The sequence below is a fragment of the Nocardia sputorum genome (assembly GCF_027924405.1).
Classification (GTDB): domain Bacteria; phylum Actinomycetota; class Actinomycetes; order Mycobacteriales; family Mycobacteriaceae; genus Nocardia; species Nocardia sputorum.
Map to the genome: position 1 here is coordinate 3981423 of NZ_AP026978.1, position 16183 is coordinate 3997605.

The following is a 16183-nucleotide window of genomic DNA, read 5'->3' on the forward strand; positions in this document are numbered from 1 at the left end:
TCAGGCCGAACGACCGATCACGCGATCGTTGGGCGAGGTGACGATGGCCATATGGCCCGGCTGGGGCAGTTCACAACCCGGCGTCTCCCCTGCGTCGGCCACCCGATACAGCCCTGGAGCCCTGCCCGCCGCGCGCACCCGGTCCAGCAGGTCGTGGGCACGACCAGCCAGTTCCGGGATGCGCGCGGTGCGCCCGGTAGCCACCGCCGCGGTCAACGGCACCTCGGCGGCCGCACCGACGATGGCCAGCACATCGTCGGTCATGGTGAAGGTCCCAGTGCGGGCGGGCACGTCGTCGAGCGGGACCAGCACCGTGCCGCCCGCGGCGGAGAGCACCGACAACGCGCGTGAGCCGAGCGGATCGGCCAGCGCGGCCTGCACGCGGCGCAGCTTGCGCCGGGCCGCCTCGGTGCCCGTGTGGGGTCTTCGCTCGTCCGGATGCGCCGGAATGCCCAGCGCCACGACCTGGTAGGACCGGGCGATCGGAATACCGGTGGCCCGGGCGAGCTCGCCGACGGCGTGGCCGCCCAGCAGCGCGGAGACCAGCGTCTGCGCGGCGGTCTGATGTTCCCGCGCGACCGCGCGATGCTCGTCCACGTAAGCCGTGGACGCCGCGACGGTCACCATTTCCAGCACGTGGACCGCGAGCCGCGCACCCGCGAGAAAATGATCGGCCCGCTCGTCGGTGGCCTCGTCGGCGAGAAATTCCAAACCGTCGCGTATTTCGTCGTGATACGCGCCGAGCACCGTTTCCAGCGCAATGCCCTCCCGTGCCCAGCGCGAGGCGGAACCGGCGATTTCCGGGGGTCGCGACGCGGGGGTCGCCCGTCGCGGAACCAGCCGTTCGACGGCGGCCGCCAAACAGTTACGCGCGGTGGTCGCCACATCACCGGACGTGTCGTGACCGGAACGCTCGGCCAGATGTTCGACGAGTTTCGACGCCCACGTCTCGGTACTCGTTCTGGGCTGCCTGTCCATCATGCCTCCCAAAGGCTAGCGACGGATCGTGATGGAATCGAGATATGGCGCCCCGCATCGGGTAAGTCATCAGCGGCCGCCCGGCTCGTTGGGCGCGATCACAAGCGTTCGAAGGGATTTCGCGACAGCGGCAGGCTGCTACGGCGAGCACGGCCGCGCCATCCTGGGCGGAACCCGCCGGCGCCGGCGCGGGGCCGCCGATTTCCGGAATATGTGACGCAGCGCCGTCCGCGCATTTCCGGCGCTGCGTCGAGATCACCCTAGATCCGTGGGCGCCGCCTGAGAAGACCTCCTCGGTGCTGTGAGGACGGTTCAGCGCCGGCCGCGGCCACGATTGGGACGTCGCACAGTTCGTGTCGTCGCAGTGGACCGGACCGACGCGTGCTATGAACCCAGGAATCGAAACGCAAACCTGTGAGCTGTTCCATGACATATTCCGAACCGCTGTGCCGCGGATCGCGGCGCCGATAGCATCGAGCGCCGCGTTGCCGTACGGCGTCGCGACGAGTATCTAGGGGCTACACCACATATGAGCGGTACCCGAGAAAAACTGGACGAGCTGCGGGGGATCTTGGAGCTGGCCGAGGAGCCCGCAGGCGAGAACGGCATCGCGAAGCGCAAGAGCAAGGGCATTCCCAGCGCGCGGGAGCGGGTGCGGGCCCTTCTCGACCCTGGGAGTTTCGTCGAGATCGGCGCGCTGGTGCGCCAGCCGGGCACTCCCGGAGCGATGTACGGCGACGGCGTGATCACCGGGCGCGGCCGGATCGACGGCAGGCCGGTCGTGGTGATCGCGCATGATCAGACCGTCTTCGGTGGCTCGGTGGGTGAGATGTTCGGCCGCAAAGTCGCCGCCGCACTGGATTTCGCCACCACGAACGCCTGCCCGGTCGTCGCGATCAACGACTCCGGCGGCGCCCGCATCCAGGACGCGGTCACCTCGCTGGCCTGGTACGCGCTGATGAGCCGCCGCCAGGAACGGCTGTCGGGCTTCGTACCACAGGTCTCGATCATGCTGGGCAAATGCGCGGCGGGGGCGGTCTACGCACCGGTGAACACCGACGTCCTGATCGCGACCGAAAAGTCGTACATGTTCGTCACCGGTCCCGAGGTGATCAAGGAGGTCACCGGCGAGGAGGTGACCATGGAGGAACTGGGTGGCGCGCAGGCGCAGGCGGCCACCGGCACGGTCCACCATGTCTCCGCCACCGAGCAGGACGCCTTCGACTGGGCGAGGACCTATCTGAGCTATCTGCCGTCGAGTTGCCTGGAGCCGGGCCCGGTCGTCAACCCGGGCCTGGAGCCGCACATCACGCCGCACGATCTGGAGCTGGACACGATCGTTCCCGATTCCGATCGGCAGGGCTACGACATGCACGAGATCTTGCTGCGCCTGTTCGACGACGGCGACTTCCACGAGATCAGTGCGGCCACCGCGCAGAACCTGATCACCGGCTTCGCCAGGGTGGACGGGCGCAGCGTCGGGGTGATCGCGAACCAGCCCTTGGTGCTCGGCGGCGCGATCGACGCCAAATGCTCGGACAAGGCGACGCATTTCATCCGATTGTGCGATGTCTTCGGGTTGCCGCTGATCTTCGTCGTGGACACCCCCGGCGTGCTGCCCGGCGTGGAGGAGGAACGCAGCGGGGTGATCAAACGCGGCGGGCGGTTCTTCCGCGCGGTGATCGAGTCGACCGTCCCGATCGTCACCGTCGTGGTCCGCAAGGCTTACGGCGGCGGTTACGCCGTGATGGGCTGCAAGCAACTCGGCGCCGACGTCAGCCTGGCCTGGCCGACGGCGCGTATCGCCGTGATGGGCGCGGAGAGCGCGGTGAGCATCGTCGCCAAACGTCAGCTCGCCCAAGTGCCCCCGGAGCAACGGGCGGCGTTGCGCGACTCCATGATCGAGCAGTACAACGCCACGGTGGCCACGCCGTGGATCGCCGCCGAGCGCGGTTACATCGACGCGGTGATCGAGCCCTCGCGGACCAGACTGGAGATCCGCCGGGCGCTGCGCCTGCTGCGCGAGAAGGAGGCGAGCGCTGAGCCCAACCCGCGCAAGCACAGCCTGTTTCCGGTCTGAGGCGATCTCCGACTCCGGTTATGGTGTGTCACAACGTAACCGGATCTATGTGGTGGGATCTCCGGCGATCGGCGCCGAATCCGGCCGCCCGGCACGCCGATGCCTTACTCTCGGGTCAGTGCCGGGTCGCTTCGTTCGCCGCGTCGCGCCGGCACGCGACGTGCCCGCTGCGCCTGTTCCCTACCCTCGCCCGGCGGGCACGCCGCACCACTCGGCTCAGCCGTGGCCCCAGGTGAGATCCGCAGCGATCCATTCGGTCTCCCATCGGCGCAGCCGTCGGCGATCCAGTCCGCGCCGCACCAGCAAGTAGCTGCCCGCGAACACGACCGAGACGCCGAGCACCGCGCCCGCGGTGAGCATCACCGCCTTGCTGGCGGGCTGGCTCGCCGAGGGCGGCTCCACGATCGCACCGCGCTCGTTCAGCCAGATCGGCACGGTGGAGCCCGGCTCCACCACCGTGGTCGACTGATAATCGCCGGTGTGGGCTACGCCGTCGGCGTCCTTCCAGGACACCCGGGCCGGCACCACCGGCGCGTACAGCGGCGCCTTCCCGGTCTCGACGACGGTGGCGTCCACCTGACGCAATCGCGCCGTCTCGGCTTGCACCGCGGCCGTTTCGGTGCGGTACACCCGGCCGCCGACGGTCACCGCCAGCACGGGCACGACGATCAGGAAGACCAGGGCCAGCAGCACCGCGACTCCGGTCTGCACTCGGTCTTCCCTGCGGCGCAGCGGGTTTCGATCCAGGCCGACGCGTCGGCACGTCCGGTGGTACATGTTCACCGACCCGGTAGACATGACGGTGACTCCTCGGTGCGGAATTCGGTGGTGAGGGTGACGAGGGTGTCGAAGAACTCTTCGACGAGGCCGGGCAGGCCCATGGGATCCGGGCCCGCCGCCCAGCTCTGCAGCGCCGCGAGCAGCATGCCCGCGCCCGCGCCCACGGCGGCGGCCGGACGCGGATCGGTCAGTGGATCCACCCCCAGGCGCGCCGCGATGATCCGGACCGATTCGCGCTGCCCGTCGATGCGGATGCGCTGATAACCGGCGAACAGCCCGGGCTCGTCCTCGAAGCGCTGGAACAGGACCCAGCGGCGGGCCAGCAGTGCGGCGCGTGCGCCGCCGTACTCGGCGGCGAGCCAGTCGTGGACGGCGTTGCGGTAGGCGATCAGGGGCGACTCCGCGGGCGGGCGACGGCACAGCGCCTCGTTGAACAGGTGGACGTCCTGATCGACATCGCCCAGGATCGCCTCCTCGATGGAGGCGAAATGCCTGCTGAACGTGCGCCGGGTGACCCCGGCCCGCACCGCGATGTCCTCGACGGCCACCGCCTCGAGCCCCCGCTCGGTGAACAGGTCGAACGCCGCGCGCGACAACGCCTCGCGGCTGCGCCGAGTGCGCAGCCGACGGCCGTCCAGACCGACACCGTCGTCGCTCATACCCAGAGCATACGCCCTATTGTCCCAATGGGACAATACTTCGCCCTTCCCCGGCATACGGATCACCTCGCACAGGAGATGCCCGATTCGGGCGCACTGAATCGCCGTTCAGATCAGGCGGAGGGGAGCCGGGCCGCATGCCCGGTCCCCGGGGATGCGCGGCCGTGTCCAGCCGCGCGGGAGCCGGTCACCGGCTCGGGCGGTCCACCGGTTCGTCGACGGTCGGCGGGACGCCGTCGCGCAACACCTCGATCAGCCGGCGGGAATGCGCAGGCGAGGGAGCGAGCAGCGAGAGCTGGTTCAGCACCGCGTAGTACACGTCCAGGTCGGCGATTTTGTCCAGGTACAGCGCGCTGGTGAGCTGCTGGAGGTAGACGATGTCGGGCAGATCCGCTTCGGCGAAACGCAAGATCGTGAACGCACCATCGGTGAGCGCCGGGCCGCCCACCGGATCGGCCAACACCTGAATGGTGACGTTCGGCTGCGCCGCCACGCGCAGCACATGGTCGAGCTGGGCACGCCAGACGGTCGAGCCGCCGATCCTGCGGCGCAGCGCGGCTTCTTCGATGATCATCCACAACTGGGGCGGGCGCGGACCGGCGAGGATGTCCTGCCTGCGCATGCGCAGCGCGACACGGCGCTCGATCGCTTCCTCCGGCTCGCCCGGATGCGAGAGGGTGAGCAGCGCACGAGCGTACTCCGGGGTCTGCAGCAGTTCGGGGACGGCCCGCGGCTCGTAACTGCGGATCAGCCGCGCCGCCTGTTCCAGCCCGAGGTAGGTGTCGAACCACTTGGGCAGCCAGTCGTTGTCCCGCGCCCACCAGCCCGACGCACTGGCTTGCCTGGCCAATTCCAGATACCGCTCGCGTTCCGCGGGATCGGTCACCTCGTAGAGGTCGAGCAGGTCCACCAGGTCACGTTCCCGGCAGCCGGTGCGCCCGAGCTCCAACCGGCTGATCTTCGAATGCGACCCGCGGATGGCCTCGCCCGCCGCTTCGCGAGTGATACCACGGGCCTCCCGGAGACGACGAAGCTTGCCGCCGAGCACCATACGAAGGACCGTCGGACCGCCGCCGGACACCGGATCAGCACCGAGTCCGGGCGCGTCGGCAGGCTGTCGTACGTTCGAAGGACGCATGCCCCGAGTCTGCCATGACGACCCGATCGTGATCTACGGCCGAAAGTCCCTGTACACCCGGCTATTCATGGTCGCCCGGGTACGGCAGGGCGTCAGGCGGAACCCGAGGGCAGGTCCACGATCCGCGGCTCGCGCTCGCGCAGCGCCGCGACGAGGTCGCGGGTGTACTCGGGCGGCGCGGCGTGCACCGACAGCAGATTCGCCACCGCCCGGTAGGCCGCGAGATCGGCGTCCTTGTCCAGGTACAGCGCGCCGGTGAGCTGCTGGAGATACACGATGTCGGGCAGATCCGCCTCGGCGAAGCGCAGCATGGTGAACGCGCCGTCGGCCAGCGCCGGGCCGCCGACATGATCGGCGAGCACCTGCACCGTGATGTTCGGCGCGTCCGCGGCCCGCAGCATGTGCTCGAGCTGGTCCAGCCACACCTGCGATCCCCCGATCCTGCGCCGTAGCGCCGCCTCCTCGACGATCAGCCACATCTGCGGCGGATCGGGCCTGGTCAGTATTTCCTGGCGGCGCATCCGCAGGGCCACCCGCCGCTCGATCGCCTCCTCGTCCTCGTGCGGATGCGCGAGCACGAACAGCGCGCGGGCGTAGTCGGGCGTCTGCAGCAGCTCCGGGACGACTCGCGGCTCGTAAGAGCGGATCAGCTGCGCGGCCTGTTCCAGCCCGAGGTAGGTGTCGAACCACTTCGGCAGCCAGTCGGTGTCGTGATGCCACCACCCCGACGTGTTCGCCTGCTGGGCCAGCCGCTTGAACTCCGCGCACTCCGCCTCGTCCGTGACGCCGTACAGCGCGAGCAGATCCACCAGGTCTCGCTCGCGAAAGCCGGTCCGTCCCAATTCCAGACGGCTGATCTTGGAGTGCGACCCGCGGATGGCCTCGCCCGCTTCCTCGAGCGAGATGCCGCATGCCTCCCGCAGCCGCCGCATCCGCCCGCCGAGGATCATCCGCAAGGCGGTCGGGCCGCCCTCAGCGGCGGGAGCCGTTCCACGAGCGATGGATTCGTTGTGAGGCCGCACTACCGAAGCACGCATGCTCCGAGTCTCGCACGAGCATCCCGCACACTCCAGCACCGAGCCCCGCCCAGCGCCGCGAATGCGCAGGTGTAAGCACATCCGCAAGATCGTTCCCGGGGTAGCCGGGGGCCGCTCTTTCGAGCACAGGACGGCCGTCGCGCGAAACGACGCGGTTCAGGAGGGATCGGCGCACCGCGCCTGGCGGTACGCGGCTCCGGGATCGACCGCGACGAACGCCCCGCGACGCAAGCGAAAGCCGCAGTCGCGGGAACCTCCCGGCGACGAGGGGTCGCCGACGGCGGGGCACCGTTCGCGCCGTGAGCGGCGCTCGCTTCAGCGCAGCAGTACGTCCGCCGTCGCGCGACCGAACAGCTTGCGCTCCCCGCAGGTCGCCGTCAACGCGATGGTCGCGGCGCGGCGATCCGGATCCAATTGCTTGACCCGGCCCCGGAATTCGATCTCGCTCGCCTTGGTGGCCGGCACCGGGGCGAACCCGGCGAACCGTACCCCGTACCGGGTGACGGCGGCCGGATCACCGAGCCATGAGCTGAGATACCCGGCGCCGAGACCCATCGTCAGCAGTCCGTGCGACACCACGTCGGGCAATCCGGCGCTGCGCGCGACCACGTCGCTGAAGTGGATCGGATTCGAATCGCCCGACACACCGGCATAGTTCACCAGATCACCACGGGAGAGCAGCACCGTGCGCGGGGTGATCTCCATGCCGACGGACAAGTCCTCGAAAGCGGGAGCGGTGCGGGGTGTTCGGGGCTCGTCCGATGTGTCCGGCCGCAATTCCTCGTCGAAGCTCTCGACCAATCCGCCGTCGTCACCGGCCTCGCGCGCGGCCGCCGCGTCGGTGCGGTCGGCGGCCGACTGCCCGGTCATGATCACGCCCTCGACCGCCGCACGCAGATCGGCGGCGAGATCGACCCCGGTCTGCGCCACCGCCGTGGTGTGCGCGGTCTGCAGCACTTCCTTGTACTGGTTGCTCAGCACGTTCCTGGTGACCATGAAATCCTTGTCACCGAACTGCCGGAACGACTCGATGTACGAGTCGCACCGCACCTCGTCGCCGGCGACGATCGGCCGGTGCACCTGGATCGACTGCTCGGTCTGCAGCACCTGGCCGAGGTCGTAGCCGGTGAGCACGGACTCGAACATCTTGCGCTGCACCAACATCAAGACGATGGAGGAGAACGTCAGCGGCGCGACGAGCCCGTCGAAGCCGAGTCCCGCGGCCGCGTCCTCGTACCGGTGCGCCGGATGACCGTCCTGCAGCGCTCGCGCGAATTCCCGGATCTTCTCGCGCCCGACCTCGTACGAATCGGTCAGGCGGTAATGCCGTCCCACCAGCGCCTTGGCTTGCTCGGACGCGGTGGTGGTGATGTCGTTCATGTGCCTCTCTCGCAATACGGGCGTCACCCGCCCGGACCGGCCCACCGTACCGAAGCCACGACCACGCCGCGGGAAGGCCCTCGCCAACTCTGGGCATACGGTCCGAAGGGGACACCGTCTTGATCGCGAACGCAGGCACACCGCGTTACCGGATCCGTTCCGGCGCCGTCCCCTGGTCAGCACTCGTCGGGCGCCTGGAATCCCCGCAGCCGGTCGTCCAGCCAGATCATGGCGTCCGGATAACCGAGCGCACCGGCGATGATGTGCTCACCGAGCACACTGCGGTACACCGCGGGCACCCCTAGCCTGCACTGCTCCCGGTAGAGATTGCGCGCGCCCTCGGCCGGGATCCAGAACTCCTGTTCCCCGTTGTAGATGAACAGCGGCGTGGCCGACCTCATGCCGGCCATCTTGGTCACCCGATAGATGTCCGCGGCCAGCGCGGAATGCAGCGGATCGGGGAAATTCGCGGCGATGTCGATCGGGAGCATCAGCACGCCGATCGCTCCGAAGCTGCTGCCGCACATGTTCTTCACCGGTGACGTGGCCACCCACTGGGCCAGATTGTTCATCCCGGCCAGGATCTCCGGCCGCTCGCGTCCGATCCCGAACACCGCGCCCATGAATATCGCCGAGGCGAGGTTGCCGTTCATGCTGCGCGCCAGGATCTCGAAGTCGGCGGGCACGCCGCCCAGCGCGGCGCCGACGATCACGTCCGTCAATTCCGGTGCGTAGCCGTCGATCAGCTTCACCGCCCCGTGGGTGGCGATCGCGCCGCCGGAGTATCCCGCGAGCCCGAACCGCGCGGCGCCGAACTCCTCCGGCAGCAGGGCGCGCACCGCCCGGATCGAGTCGAGCACGGCGTGTCCGGCCACGATCGGTTCGGCGTAGGCCATCGAAGGGCCCTCGTGGTCCGGGATCAGCACGGCGTAACCGCGCAGCGCCGCCACGTGCGTCGTGGGCGGCAGGAAGTCGGTGGTGCTGGTGTCGGGGTTGAGGCCGTGCGCGAGGGTGTATCCCGGCGTGCAGGTACGGCCGAGGGCGTCGATGGGTAGGTTGTTCACCACCACCGGCCGCTGCCCTGGCCCCGGCCATGGTGCGGCGGGAACGATCAGCGTCGCAGTGGCGTACGACGGCGCACCGTGGGCGTCCGTCGTCCGGTACTTCACCAGCAGCGCGCGCTCGATGGGCAGCAGCATCAACGGCGCTGCGGTCGGGCGCACGTCGCGGACCTCGATGACCTCACCCGCGGCCAGTTCGCCGAGATTCGCGGGCCATAGGTCGAACATCGGGTCGCCGGCGGGCGCGGGCAGCGTGGCCGTGCGCAGCGCCGCCAGCGACGGCGACAGCGTGGTCGCCTCGTGCGCGGGGAAAGCCGGCTCCGGCAGCGGCGCGATCGGCGGCGGCGGGATCACCTGATCGATGAGTTGTTGCAGCCCGGGCAACAGTCCGCCGGGCGGGAAGACGCCGGACACGCTGGCCGGCGGCGGGGCGGGCGGTGGCTCCGCGGCGGCGGGGACGGCCAGCACGGAGCCGGCGGCGAGCAATGCCACAGCAATGGCAGGCGAGATTCTCATGGCACACGCCTTCGGGTGCGGAACGGCAACGTCGTCTGGCACCCGGGCGCACTGGCCTCGACCCCCGAAATGTCCCCTGTCAGACCGGGAGCCAGGACGTCAGGCTACGTCAGCGCCCCGGACTGGACGCAGTAAAGCGTCCGAGTTGTGTTGTCGTGTATCCATATCGCAACAACCGGACCGAGACCCGTATCCGGACAACGGGTCCCGGTTCGGCCGTCCGCGTATCGTCGCTCAGCAGTTGCTCGGCGCGGGCTCCCCTCGGAAACGGGCGTCCAGCCAGTTCAGTGCCGCGGGAATGCCGAGCACCGCCGCGGTCAAATGGTCCGGAACCGGGATCTCCTCGGTCTGCACCCTGGCGCCCGCGGCACACCACCGCTTGTCGGTGTTGACCACCGCGTCGATCGGGATGAGGCCGTCGATCGGCGAGTGCCATTCGAACACCGGTGTCTTCGGCACGCCGTCGTAGAGTTCGAGGCTGTTCTCCTCGACCACGGCGCGCGCGGTGTCGTCGTTGATCATCGAGGTGGTCTTGGCGAAGTCCAGCGCGCCGCGGCCCGCTCCCGTGGCGAGGATGTCGTTGGTGCAGCTGTTGGCGATCTGCGCGCGAGCGGCCAGACCCCGCTCGTTCAGTTGATCGCTCAGCGGGAACCGAGTCGGATACTCCCGCTCCAGCCCGAATCCGGCGGCGAACGCCAGACCGAACACCGGATGCGGATTCAACCCCAGTCCCTCGAGCATCTTCACCAGGTTCATCGGCACGCCGCCCATGGCCGCGCCCGCGATGTCGAGTTCCGGCGCGTACTTCGGCTGCAGAGCCGCCGCCCACGCGGTGGCCATTCCGCCGCCGGAGTATCCGACCATCGCCACCGGGCTGCGCTGCACACCGAGTTCTGCGACCTGCTTCACCGCGCGGATCCCGTCGAGCGTGATCTGCCCGCCGAGTTTCGCGGCGCCGTAGGCGAAGTTCGGGCCGAGGTGGTCGGGCAGCGCGACGCTCCAGCCGCGGGCCAGCAGGACGTTCCAGCCTGGCGCTTCCCGCACGACCAGATTCGGATCACCGGTGTAGAGTACCCGGGAGACCGAGCACTCCGAGCCGAGCCCGTTGATGATGTGCTGGAACGACAGCAGCGGGCCGTCGGCGCGATGCGCCTTCGGCGTCAGCACCGTGGTGGTGGCCGCGATCGGTTTCCCCTCCGAACTCGTCGACCGGAACCGGATGACGGTCACCGTGGTCTCCGGGAAGATCGCCAGCGGCGGCATCACCTTGGTCGCGATGACGTCGCCGGGTTTGCGGTCGGCGATATCCGCGGGTGTCGCATAGAAGGGATCCGGATCGGGCTCGGGGTACAACGGCGTGCCGACCGCCGCGCCGGCCATGCTCGCGACCAGCACCAGGCCCGCGGCCATCGCTCCGATCGCACGTGCGAGACGTCGTCGCCCCACTCCCCTACCCAACGAACGTGGGCCCTGACTCATCGACGTGTGCCTCCTGAATCATTCAACGCTGTGCTCATCCTCGGCAACATCACCGCACCGGAACACCGCCCGCCGCGAACATGTTGACAGTTCACAACTTTCGAGCGCCCGGACGGTGCCGGCCGTGCGCCTCGGCTGGTGACTGTACCCCACGGCGCGAGGTCCGTTCTGTGACATTTCCAGCCGATAACCTGGAACATGTTCTCAGCAGTGGCGGCCCCTTACCGTCAGACCTACCGGCGCGGCTGCCGCACCGGCAGGAAGGAGACGGTGGCATGGACGGCACTGCGCGCAGACTCGCCGACCGCGACGACATCCTGGATCCGCCGAACCAGCGGATCACCGTCTACTTCGACGGTCCCACCCCCGAGGACGCGCTGGTCCTCGAATACGCGGCGACCAGGACCGAGGCATGGGAGTTCACCTCGGCCGCTGCCCACGCCGGGCTCACCGTCACCGTCGACGGCCAGGTTCGTCCCGGCCTGCGCAGGCTACCGTGCCGATCGCTCTGGCGCTGAGTGAGCGGACTCAGGGCCGGTCGAGCACACCCTGGAGGAACGCGAGCGCGTCGGGGAACGCTTCCCGCGCCGCACCCAGATGATCGCCGGGATACCAGCCCACCCGCAGATCGGTGCCGGAAGAGCGCAGTTCCGCGATCAGCTCGAGCGTCAGGGGCGCGGGCACTTCCAGATCGGTGAGGCCTTGACCGAGATACAGCGGCACGGTGTAGCCGCTCGTCGGCACCTTCAACATCGCGCGCACCGCGGCCAGCAGGGCGGGGTCGTCCAGCGGCCGCGACAGCATGGCGCCGATGCCGATCCCGGACACCTGGGCGTCCGCCTCGGTGGCGCAGTCCTGCTCCACGACGCGCAGCACGTCCCGGCCCACCGGCGTCAGATAGCTGTCGATGTCCAGCTCGGGCGCGCCGGCCCGCAATCCGGCCAGCAGCATGGCGAAGTAAGTCGTCGTCTTCTGCAACGGCAGCCGCGGCAACCAGGGGCCGGCCAGCGGGAACACCGCGTCCAGATTCGACGGCGTGCCGGTCGCGGCAGCACCGCGCAGATCGAGTTCCGGGGCGTCGCCGGGTGCGAGGTGGGCAGTGAACAACGCCGCGTGCCCACCCTGCGACTGACCGAACACCGCCCAGCGCGTACCCAGTGTGGGGGCGACCGCCCGCGCGGCGCGCACGCCGTCGATGATGCTGCGGGCCTGGGCGGGGCCGTCCAGATAGGGATGCACGCCGGGGGTGCCGAGTCCGACATAGTCGGAGATCACGACCGCGTATCCGGCGCGCAGCAGGTCCGGGTACACCGATGTCAGGTAGTAGTCCCGTGGTCGCAGCGTGAACGCGCATTCGTCGGCGATCCCGGAGGTGCCGTGCGCGTAGGCGACGATCGGCCAACCGCCCTCCGGCGGAGTGCCTTCGGGCAGGTACAGCACCCCGGTGCTCTGCATCGGCCCGCGCGGGCCACGCGACCAATACGTCAGCCGTTCGGCGGTCGTGGCCCCCTCCACATGCAGCCGCCCCGCCAGCTCCATCAGATCCGTCACGGTGCCGGGCGCTTCGCCCACCCGGGCGCCCGCGGGCCCGGCCAAGGCGACCGTCACCGAGACCACGACGCCTGCCGCCCCCACCATGATCCGTCCACATCGCACCGACCGACTATCCCCACCCCGGGCCCCACCGGCAAGCCACCACAATCGGTGGCCTCGCCGGGGGAACCTCGCCGCGGCGGCGCGGGCTCGCTAGGCTCGGATGAGCACGCCGGAAAGCGGTGCCGAGGAGAACACAGGAGGTTCGACCGTGGCGCAGCGGTACCCGCAGGGCCTCCGCACCCGGCGGCGCGCGGCCGTTCTGCTCGCGGCCGGCCTGCTACCCGCGACGGTCGCCTGCGGAGCCGACGCGTCCGGGCCTCCGGCGGGCCCGACGACCACGACCTCCAGCGCGGCGCTGTCGCCGGTCTCCACGCCACTGGCCGCCATCCCGTCCGTCGACCCATACGCGGGGCAGCCGCTGATCGATCACGTCACCTGGACCGAGACGATCGACGGGCCGCGACTGCTCGTCTTTCCCACGCAGGCCGGTCGGCGGACCACCTTTCCCGGCTCGGACGAACGGGCGTGGCAGGAGGTCGTCGACCGGTCGGCGGACGCCGAGGCTCCCGGCATGCGCGATCAGTTCGTCTGCCATTGGGCGTGGGCGCGGCTGGTCCAGCCGGACAAGCCGAGCTGGAACCTGGAACCGTGGCGCCCTGCGGTCGGCTACCAGGCCACCGTCGAGGCGCGCTGTAATCCCGGCGGCCCCGAGCGCTGAGCGCGGGCGCCGCCCCGACCGGAAGGAGCGATCCATGCGCGTCGTCATCGCAGGCGGACATGGGAAGATCGCCTTGCTGCTGGCCCCCTCGCTCACCGGGAGCGGCCACGAGGTCGCCGCCCTGATCCGCAATCCCGAGCACGCGGACGACGTGCGCGCCACCGGTGCCGAGCCGGTGCTGTGCGATCTGGAGAATGCGGGCGCCGACGAAGTGGCGGACGTGGTAAAAGGCTGCGACGCGGCGATTTTCGCCGCGGGCGCCGGGCAGGGCAGCGGTGCCGACCGCAAATACACCGTCGACCTGGGCGGCTCCGTCCGGCTGGCCGAGACGGCGGAGCGAACCGGGGTGCGCCGCTTCTTGCAGATCTCCACGATGGGCGCAGGCCGGCCCCCCGCTCCCGGTACCGACGAGGTGTGGGCCGCGTATATCGACGCCAAGACGCAAGCCGAAAACGACGTGCGGAGCCGGGATCTCGACTGGACCATCCTGCGGCCCGGCCGGCTGATCGACTCCCCTGGCACCGGGCTGGTGACGCTCGCCCCGCCCCCGGTCGGGCGCAGCGATGTCCCCGCGCCGATGTCGCGGCGGTACTGGCCGGACTGCTGCCCGCCGTGCACACCTCCGGGCAGACCCTCGAACTTGTTTCGGGTCACACCCCGATTAGCCAGGCAATTGCGCAACTGGCCGACTGAGGCGCCGCGCAGCCCGTTACCACCCTTGCCGATCGACCGCAACGGTCACGATGGGAGAACAACCGTGTTCAGTCGAATCGTCTCGATGAAGATCCGCCCCGGCTCCCGCGCCGAGTTCCTGGCGGCCATATCCCGCAGCGCCGACGCCTCCGTACGGACCGAGCCCGGCTGTCTGCGCTTCGACGTCTGCGCAGATCGGGTGGACCCGCACCGCTTCTTCCTGTACCAGCTCTACACCGACGACGAGGCGGCGGAAGCGCATCGTTTCACCGAACATTTCCTCGCCTGGCGGGCCGCGGCGGACCAATTCGTCGAGCCCGGTACACAGATCGACTACAGCACGGACGTTCTCTTCGGCCGCGACTGAATATCCCGCGGCGGGCACCGCATCCGCAAACTTCCGGCCGCGAAATACGGCTTGCGCACGTGCAATCGATCGTGCAGATGTGCTTGCATGTGAAAGGTACAGCGGCATAAACTCGGTCCCGCAACGCTTTACAGGGGACCACCAGGGGAGGCCGCGTGGGCGAGCCGAAGGCCGAAGCCGCCATGGGTTTGCCGCCGCCAGACAAAGCAGGGGCGTTCGAATGGAACATCCACTTACCGGCGGTCGGTTCGGATCAACCGACACCGCACTGGCCGACCAGCCAGCGAACGGTAGACATATGAGCACATTACCGGCCCACAGCGGCCACACCGATACCGAATATTCCCGGGAAACCGCCGTGGCATACGTCATCGATGCCGTCGAATCCACCGGGGCGGCCACTCGGCACGATTTCGATATCGACCGGATCGTCACCACCGCGCACGCGATGGCCGACGACTGGGATTTCGAGGCATTGCAACCCGCTACATTCTGGCGAATCGCCTCCAGTTTCATCAAGCAGTAGACCGTCCCGCCGTCCGAGTCCGGCGGGGTCACTTAACACTTTGTGCCACGAGCACATTCTCCGCGTCATCCGACGCCGGTGGACAGCCACCACCATGTCGCCGACGTCGGGCGCCGACCGGAAAACCAGTATTTCCGGCGGTTACCCGCCGCCGAGCGATTAGACAGCAAAGTAAACCGAGCGGCCCCCTCCGATATCGGAGGGGGCCGCTCGGTTCGTATCACGCGATCTCAGTGCCCGTCGGCGTACTTCTGCATGATCTCGATCGACTTTTCCGGACGCTCGGCCTGCACGCTGAGCCGGTCCATCACCGACAGGTACAGCGCCAGATCCTGCCTCCGCTCGAGATACAGCGCGCTGGTCAATTGTTCGAGGTACACGATGTCCGGCAGTTCCTGCTCGGCGAAGCGCAGGATGCTGAAAGAACTCCCCGCCGCGGCGTGCTCACCCGCGGTGAACGGCAGCACCTGGATCGTCACGTTCGGGAGCTTCGCCAGCCGGACCAGGTGCAGCATCTGCTCTCGATGCACCTGCGGGCCGCCGACGGGCCGCACCAGCGCGGCTTCGTCGAGCACTGCCCAGACCACCGGCGGGTCCGGGCGGAAGAGGATCTCCTGCCTGCGCTGACGTACCGCGACCCGCCGATCCATGTCGCCGTCCTCGTACCCGAGCGCCACGACGGCCCTGGCGTATTCGGGTGTTTGCAGCAGGCCGGGAACAAGATGCGACTCGTAGGTGCGGATCTTGCTCGCGGCCTGCTCCAGACCCAGGTAAGTACCGAACCAGTGGGGCAGCAAGTCGCTGTAGCGATGCCACCAGCCGGGCTCGTTGGCCTGCCTGGCCAGTTCGAGGAACGACTCGCGCTCCTCCGGATCGTGGACGCCGTACAGGGTCAGCAGGTCGCGGATGTCACGTTCTTTGAAGCCGGTACGGCCCAGTTCGAGACGACTGATCTTGGCGTGCGATCCGCGGATCGCCTCGCCTGCCGCCTCGCGGGTGATGTTCCTCTTCTCCCGGAGCTTGCGCAGCTGGCCGCCCAATGCGATGCGTAGCACGGTCGGACCACGTTCCGCGACAACGGATTGCACATGACCATCGTCATCGGGTTCAGCGATCATCGAGTTCGTCTCCGATACTCCGGGGGTTGCCCACAGTGTGTCACAACCACCTGTTGC

15 protein-coding genes and 1 pseudogene are annotated in these 16183 nt (G+C 69.0%); 6 read left to right on the forward strand and 10 right to left on the reverse strand.

The window, feature by feature from the left end; all coding sequences use genetic code 11:
- Positions 1-981 carry an RsbRD N-terminal domain-containing protein gene (locus QMG86_RS17845; protein WP_281873429.1) on the reverse strand — a complete coding sequence of 327 codons (981 nt, stop codon included), beginning with the start codon at positions 979-981 and terminating at the stop codon, positions 1-3.
- 526 nt (positions 982-1507) lie between these two features.
- Here QMG86_RS17845 and QMG86_RS17850 point away from each other — a divergent pair.
- Positions 1508-3058: an acyl-CoA carboxylase subunit beta gene (locus QMG86_RS17850; protein ID WP_281873430.1), complete on the forward strand. Its 1551-nt coding sequence runs from the start codon at positions 1508-1510 to the stop codon at positions 3056-3058.
- Between the two features lie 216 nt (positions 3059-3274).
- Here the strand turns inward: QMG86_RS17850 and QMG86_RS17855 are convergent, their stop codons facing one another.
- From QMG86_RS17855 to QMG86_RS17885, 7 genes are all read right to left on the reverse strand, one after another.
- On the reverse strand, positions 3275-3856 hold the full coding sequence (locus QMG86_RS17855) for an Rv1733c family protein (RefSeq protein WP_281873432.1): 582 nt from the start codon (positions 3854-3856) through the stop codon (positions 3275-3277).
- A complete protein-coding gene (locus tag QMG86_RS17860) occupies positions 3838-4497 on the reverse strand; it encodes a TetR/AcrR family transcriptional regulator (RefSeq protein ID WP_281873433.1) in 660 nt (219 codons plus the stop codon). Before QMG86_RS17860 ends, QMG86_RS17855 begins: the two co-directional genes overlap by 19 nt.
- Before the next feature lie 187 nt (positions 4498-4684).
- Positions 4685-5635 (reverse strand): Sco1979 family transcriptional regulator, encoded by a 951-nt coding sequence (locus QMG86_RS17865; protein WP_281873435.1) that lies wholly within the window; start codon positions 5633-5635, stop codon positions 4685-4687.
- Between the two features lie 92 nt (positions 5636-5727).
- Positions 5728-6672 (reverse strand): Sco1979 family transcriptional regulator, encoded by a 945-nt coding sequence (locus tag QMG86_RS17870; RefSeq protein WP_281873437.1) that lies wholly within the window; start codon positions 6670-6672, stop codon positions 5728-5730.
- 315 nt (positions 6673-6987) lie between these two features.
- The gene (locus QMG86_RS17875; protein ID WP_281873439.1) at positions 6988-8052 is read right to left on the reverse strand and encodes a fused (3R)-hydroxyacyl-ACP dehydratase subunits HadA/HadB; all 1065 of its coding nucleotides are present in this window, start codon (positions 8050-8052) and stop codon (positions 6988-6990) included.
- Positions 8053-8228: 176 nt separating this feature from the next.
- A complete protein-coding gene (locus QMG86_RS17880) occupies positions 8229-9629 on the reverse strand; it encodes a lipase family protein (protein WP_281873441.1) in 1401 nt (466 codons plus the stop codon).
- A 234-nt stretch (positions 9630-9863) separates the two neighbouring features.
- Positions 9864-11039, reverse strand: a complete 1176-nt coding sequence (locus QMG86_RS17885; RefSeq protein ID WP_281873442.1) for a lipase family protein — start codon at positions 11037-11039, stop codon at positions 9864-9866.
- Between the two features lie 344 nt (positions 11040-11383).
- On the opposite strand from QMG86_RS17885, the gene QMG86_RS17890 reads away from it, so the two are divergent.
- Positions 11384-11626: a hypothetical protein gene (locus QMG86_RS17890; protein ID WP_159849641.1), complete on the forward strand. Its 243-nt coding sequence runs from the start codon at positions 11384-11386 to the stop codon at positions 11624-11626.
- 10 nt (positions 11627-11636) lie between these two features.
- Here QMG86_RS17890 and QMG86_RS17895 read toward each other — a convergent pair whose 3' ends face one another.
- On the reverse strand, positions 11637-12746 hold the full coding sequence (locus QMG86_RS17895) for a lipase family protein (RefSeq protein ID WP_281873445.1): 1110 nt from the start codon (positions 12744-12746) through the stop codon (positions 11637-11639).
- 166 nt (positions 12747-12912) lie between these two features.
- Here QMG86_RS17895 and QMG86_RS17900 point away from each other — a divergent pair, with 166 nt between their 5' ends.
- The 4 genes and pseudogenes from QMG86_RS17900 (at position 12913) to QMG86_RS17915 (ending at position 15008) form a co-directional block, all read left to right on the forward strand.
- On the forward strand, positions 12913-13422 hold the full coding sequence (locus QMG86_RS17900) for a DUF2599 domain-containing protein (protein ID WP_281873446.1): 510 nt from the start codon (positions 12913-12915) through the stop codon (positions 13420-13422).
- Between the two features lie 34 nt (positions 13423-13456).
- Positions 13457-14115, forward strand: a pseudogene (locus tag QMG86_RS17905) (SDR family oxidoreductase).
- A gap of 85 nt (positions 14116-14200) precedes the next feature.
- Positions 14201-14482, forward strand: coding sequence for a putative quinol monooxygenase (locus QMG86_RS17910; protein WP_281881004.1), 282 nt, complete (start codon positions 14201-14203; stop codon positions 14480-14482).
- A 298-nt stretch (positions 14483-14780) separates the two neighbouring features.
- Positions 14781-15008, forward strand: coding sequence for a hypothetical protein (locus QMG86_RS17915; protein WP_281873447.1), 228 nt, complete (start codon positions 14781-14783; stop codon positions 15006-15008).
- A 230-nt stretch (positions 15009-15238) separates the two neighbouring features.
- Here the strand turns inward: QMG86_RS17915 and QMG86_RS17920 are convergent, their stop codons facing one another.
- Entirely contained in the window at positions 15239-16126 is an 888-nt protein-coding gene (locus tag QMG86_RS17920) for a Sco1979 family transcriptional regulator (protein ID WP_281873448.1), read from the reverse strand.
- Positions 16127-16183 lie beyond the last annotated feature (57 nt).

Bases quoted from the DNA above. Each gene is read 5' to 3' on its own strand.
- QMG86_RS17845 (WP_281873429.1), bottom strand. From the start codon at position 981: ATGATGGACAGGCAGCCCAGAACGAGTACCGAGACGTGGGCGTCGAAA.
- QMG86_RS17850 (WP_281873430.1), top strand. From the start codon at position 1,508: ATGAGCGGTACCCGAGAAAAACTGGACGAGCTGCGGGGGATCTTGGAG.
- QMG86_RS17855 (WP_281873432.1), bottom strand. From the start codon at position 3,856: ATGTCTACCGGGTCGGTGAACATGTACCACCGGACGTGCCGACGCGTC.
- QMG86_RS17860 (WP_281873433.1), bottom strand. From the start codon at position 4,497: ATGAGCGACGACGGTGTCGGTCTGGACGGCCGTCGGCTGCGCACTCGG.
- QMG86_RS17865 (WP_281873435.1), bottom strand. From the start codon at position 5,635: ATGCGTCCTTCGAACGTACGACAGCCTGCCGACGCGCCCGGACTCGGT.
- QMG86_RS17870 (WP_281873437.1), bottom strand. From the start codon at position 6,672: ATGCGTGCTTCGGTAGTGCGGCCTCACAACGAATCCATCGCTCGTGGA.
- QMG86_RS17875 (WP_281873439.1), bottom strand. From the start codon at position 8,052: ATGAACGACATCACCACCACCGCGTCCGAGCAAGCCAAGGCGCTGGTG.
- QMG86_RS17880 (WP_281873441.1), bottom strand. From the start codon at position 9,629: ATGAGAATCTCGCCTGCCATTGCTGTGGCATTGCTCGCCGCCGGCTCC.
- QMG86_RS17885 (WP_281873442.1), bottom strand. From the start codon at position 11,039: ATGGCCGCGGGCCTGGTGCTGGTCGCGAGCATGGCCGGCGCGGCGGTC.
- QMG86_RS17890 (WP_159849641.1), top strand. From the start codon at position 11,384: ATGGACGGCACTGCGCGCAGACTCGCCGACCGCGACGACATCCTGGAT.
- QMG86_RS17895 (WP_281873445.1), bottom strand. From the start codon at position 12,746: ATGGTGGGGGCGGCAGGCGTCGTGGTCTCGGTGACGGTCGCCTTGGCC.
- QMG86_RS17910 (WP_281881004.1), top strand. From the start codon at position 14,201: ATGAAGATCCGCCCCGGCTCCCGCGCCGAGTTCCTGGCGGCCATATCC.
- QMG86_RS17915 (WP_281873447.1), top strand. From the start codon at position 14,781: ATGAGCACATTACCGGCCCACAGCGGCCACACCGATACCGAATATTCC.
- QMG86_RS17920 (WP_281873448.1), bottom strand. From the start codon at position 16,126: ATGATCGCTGAACCCGATGACGATGGTCATGTGCAATCCGTTGTCGCG.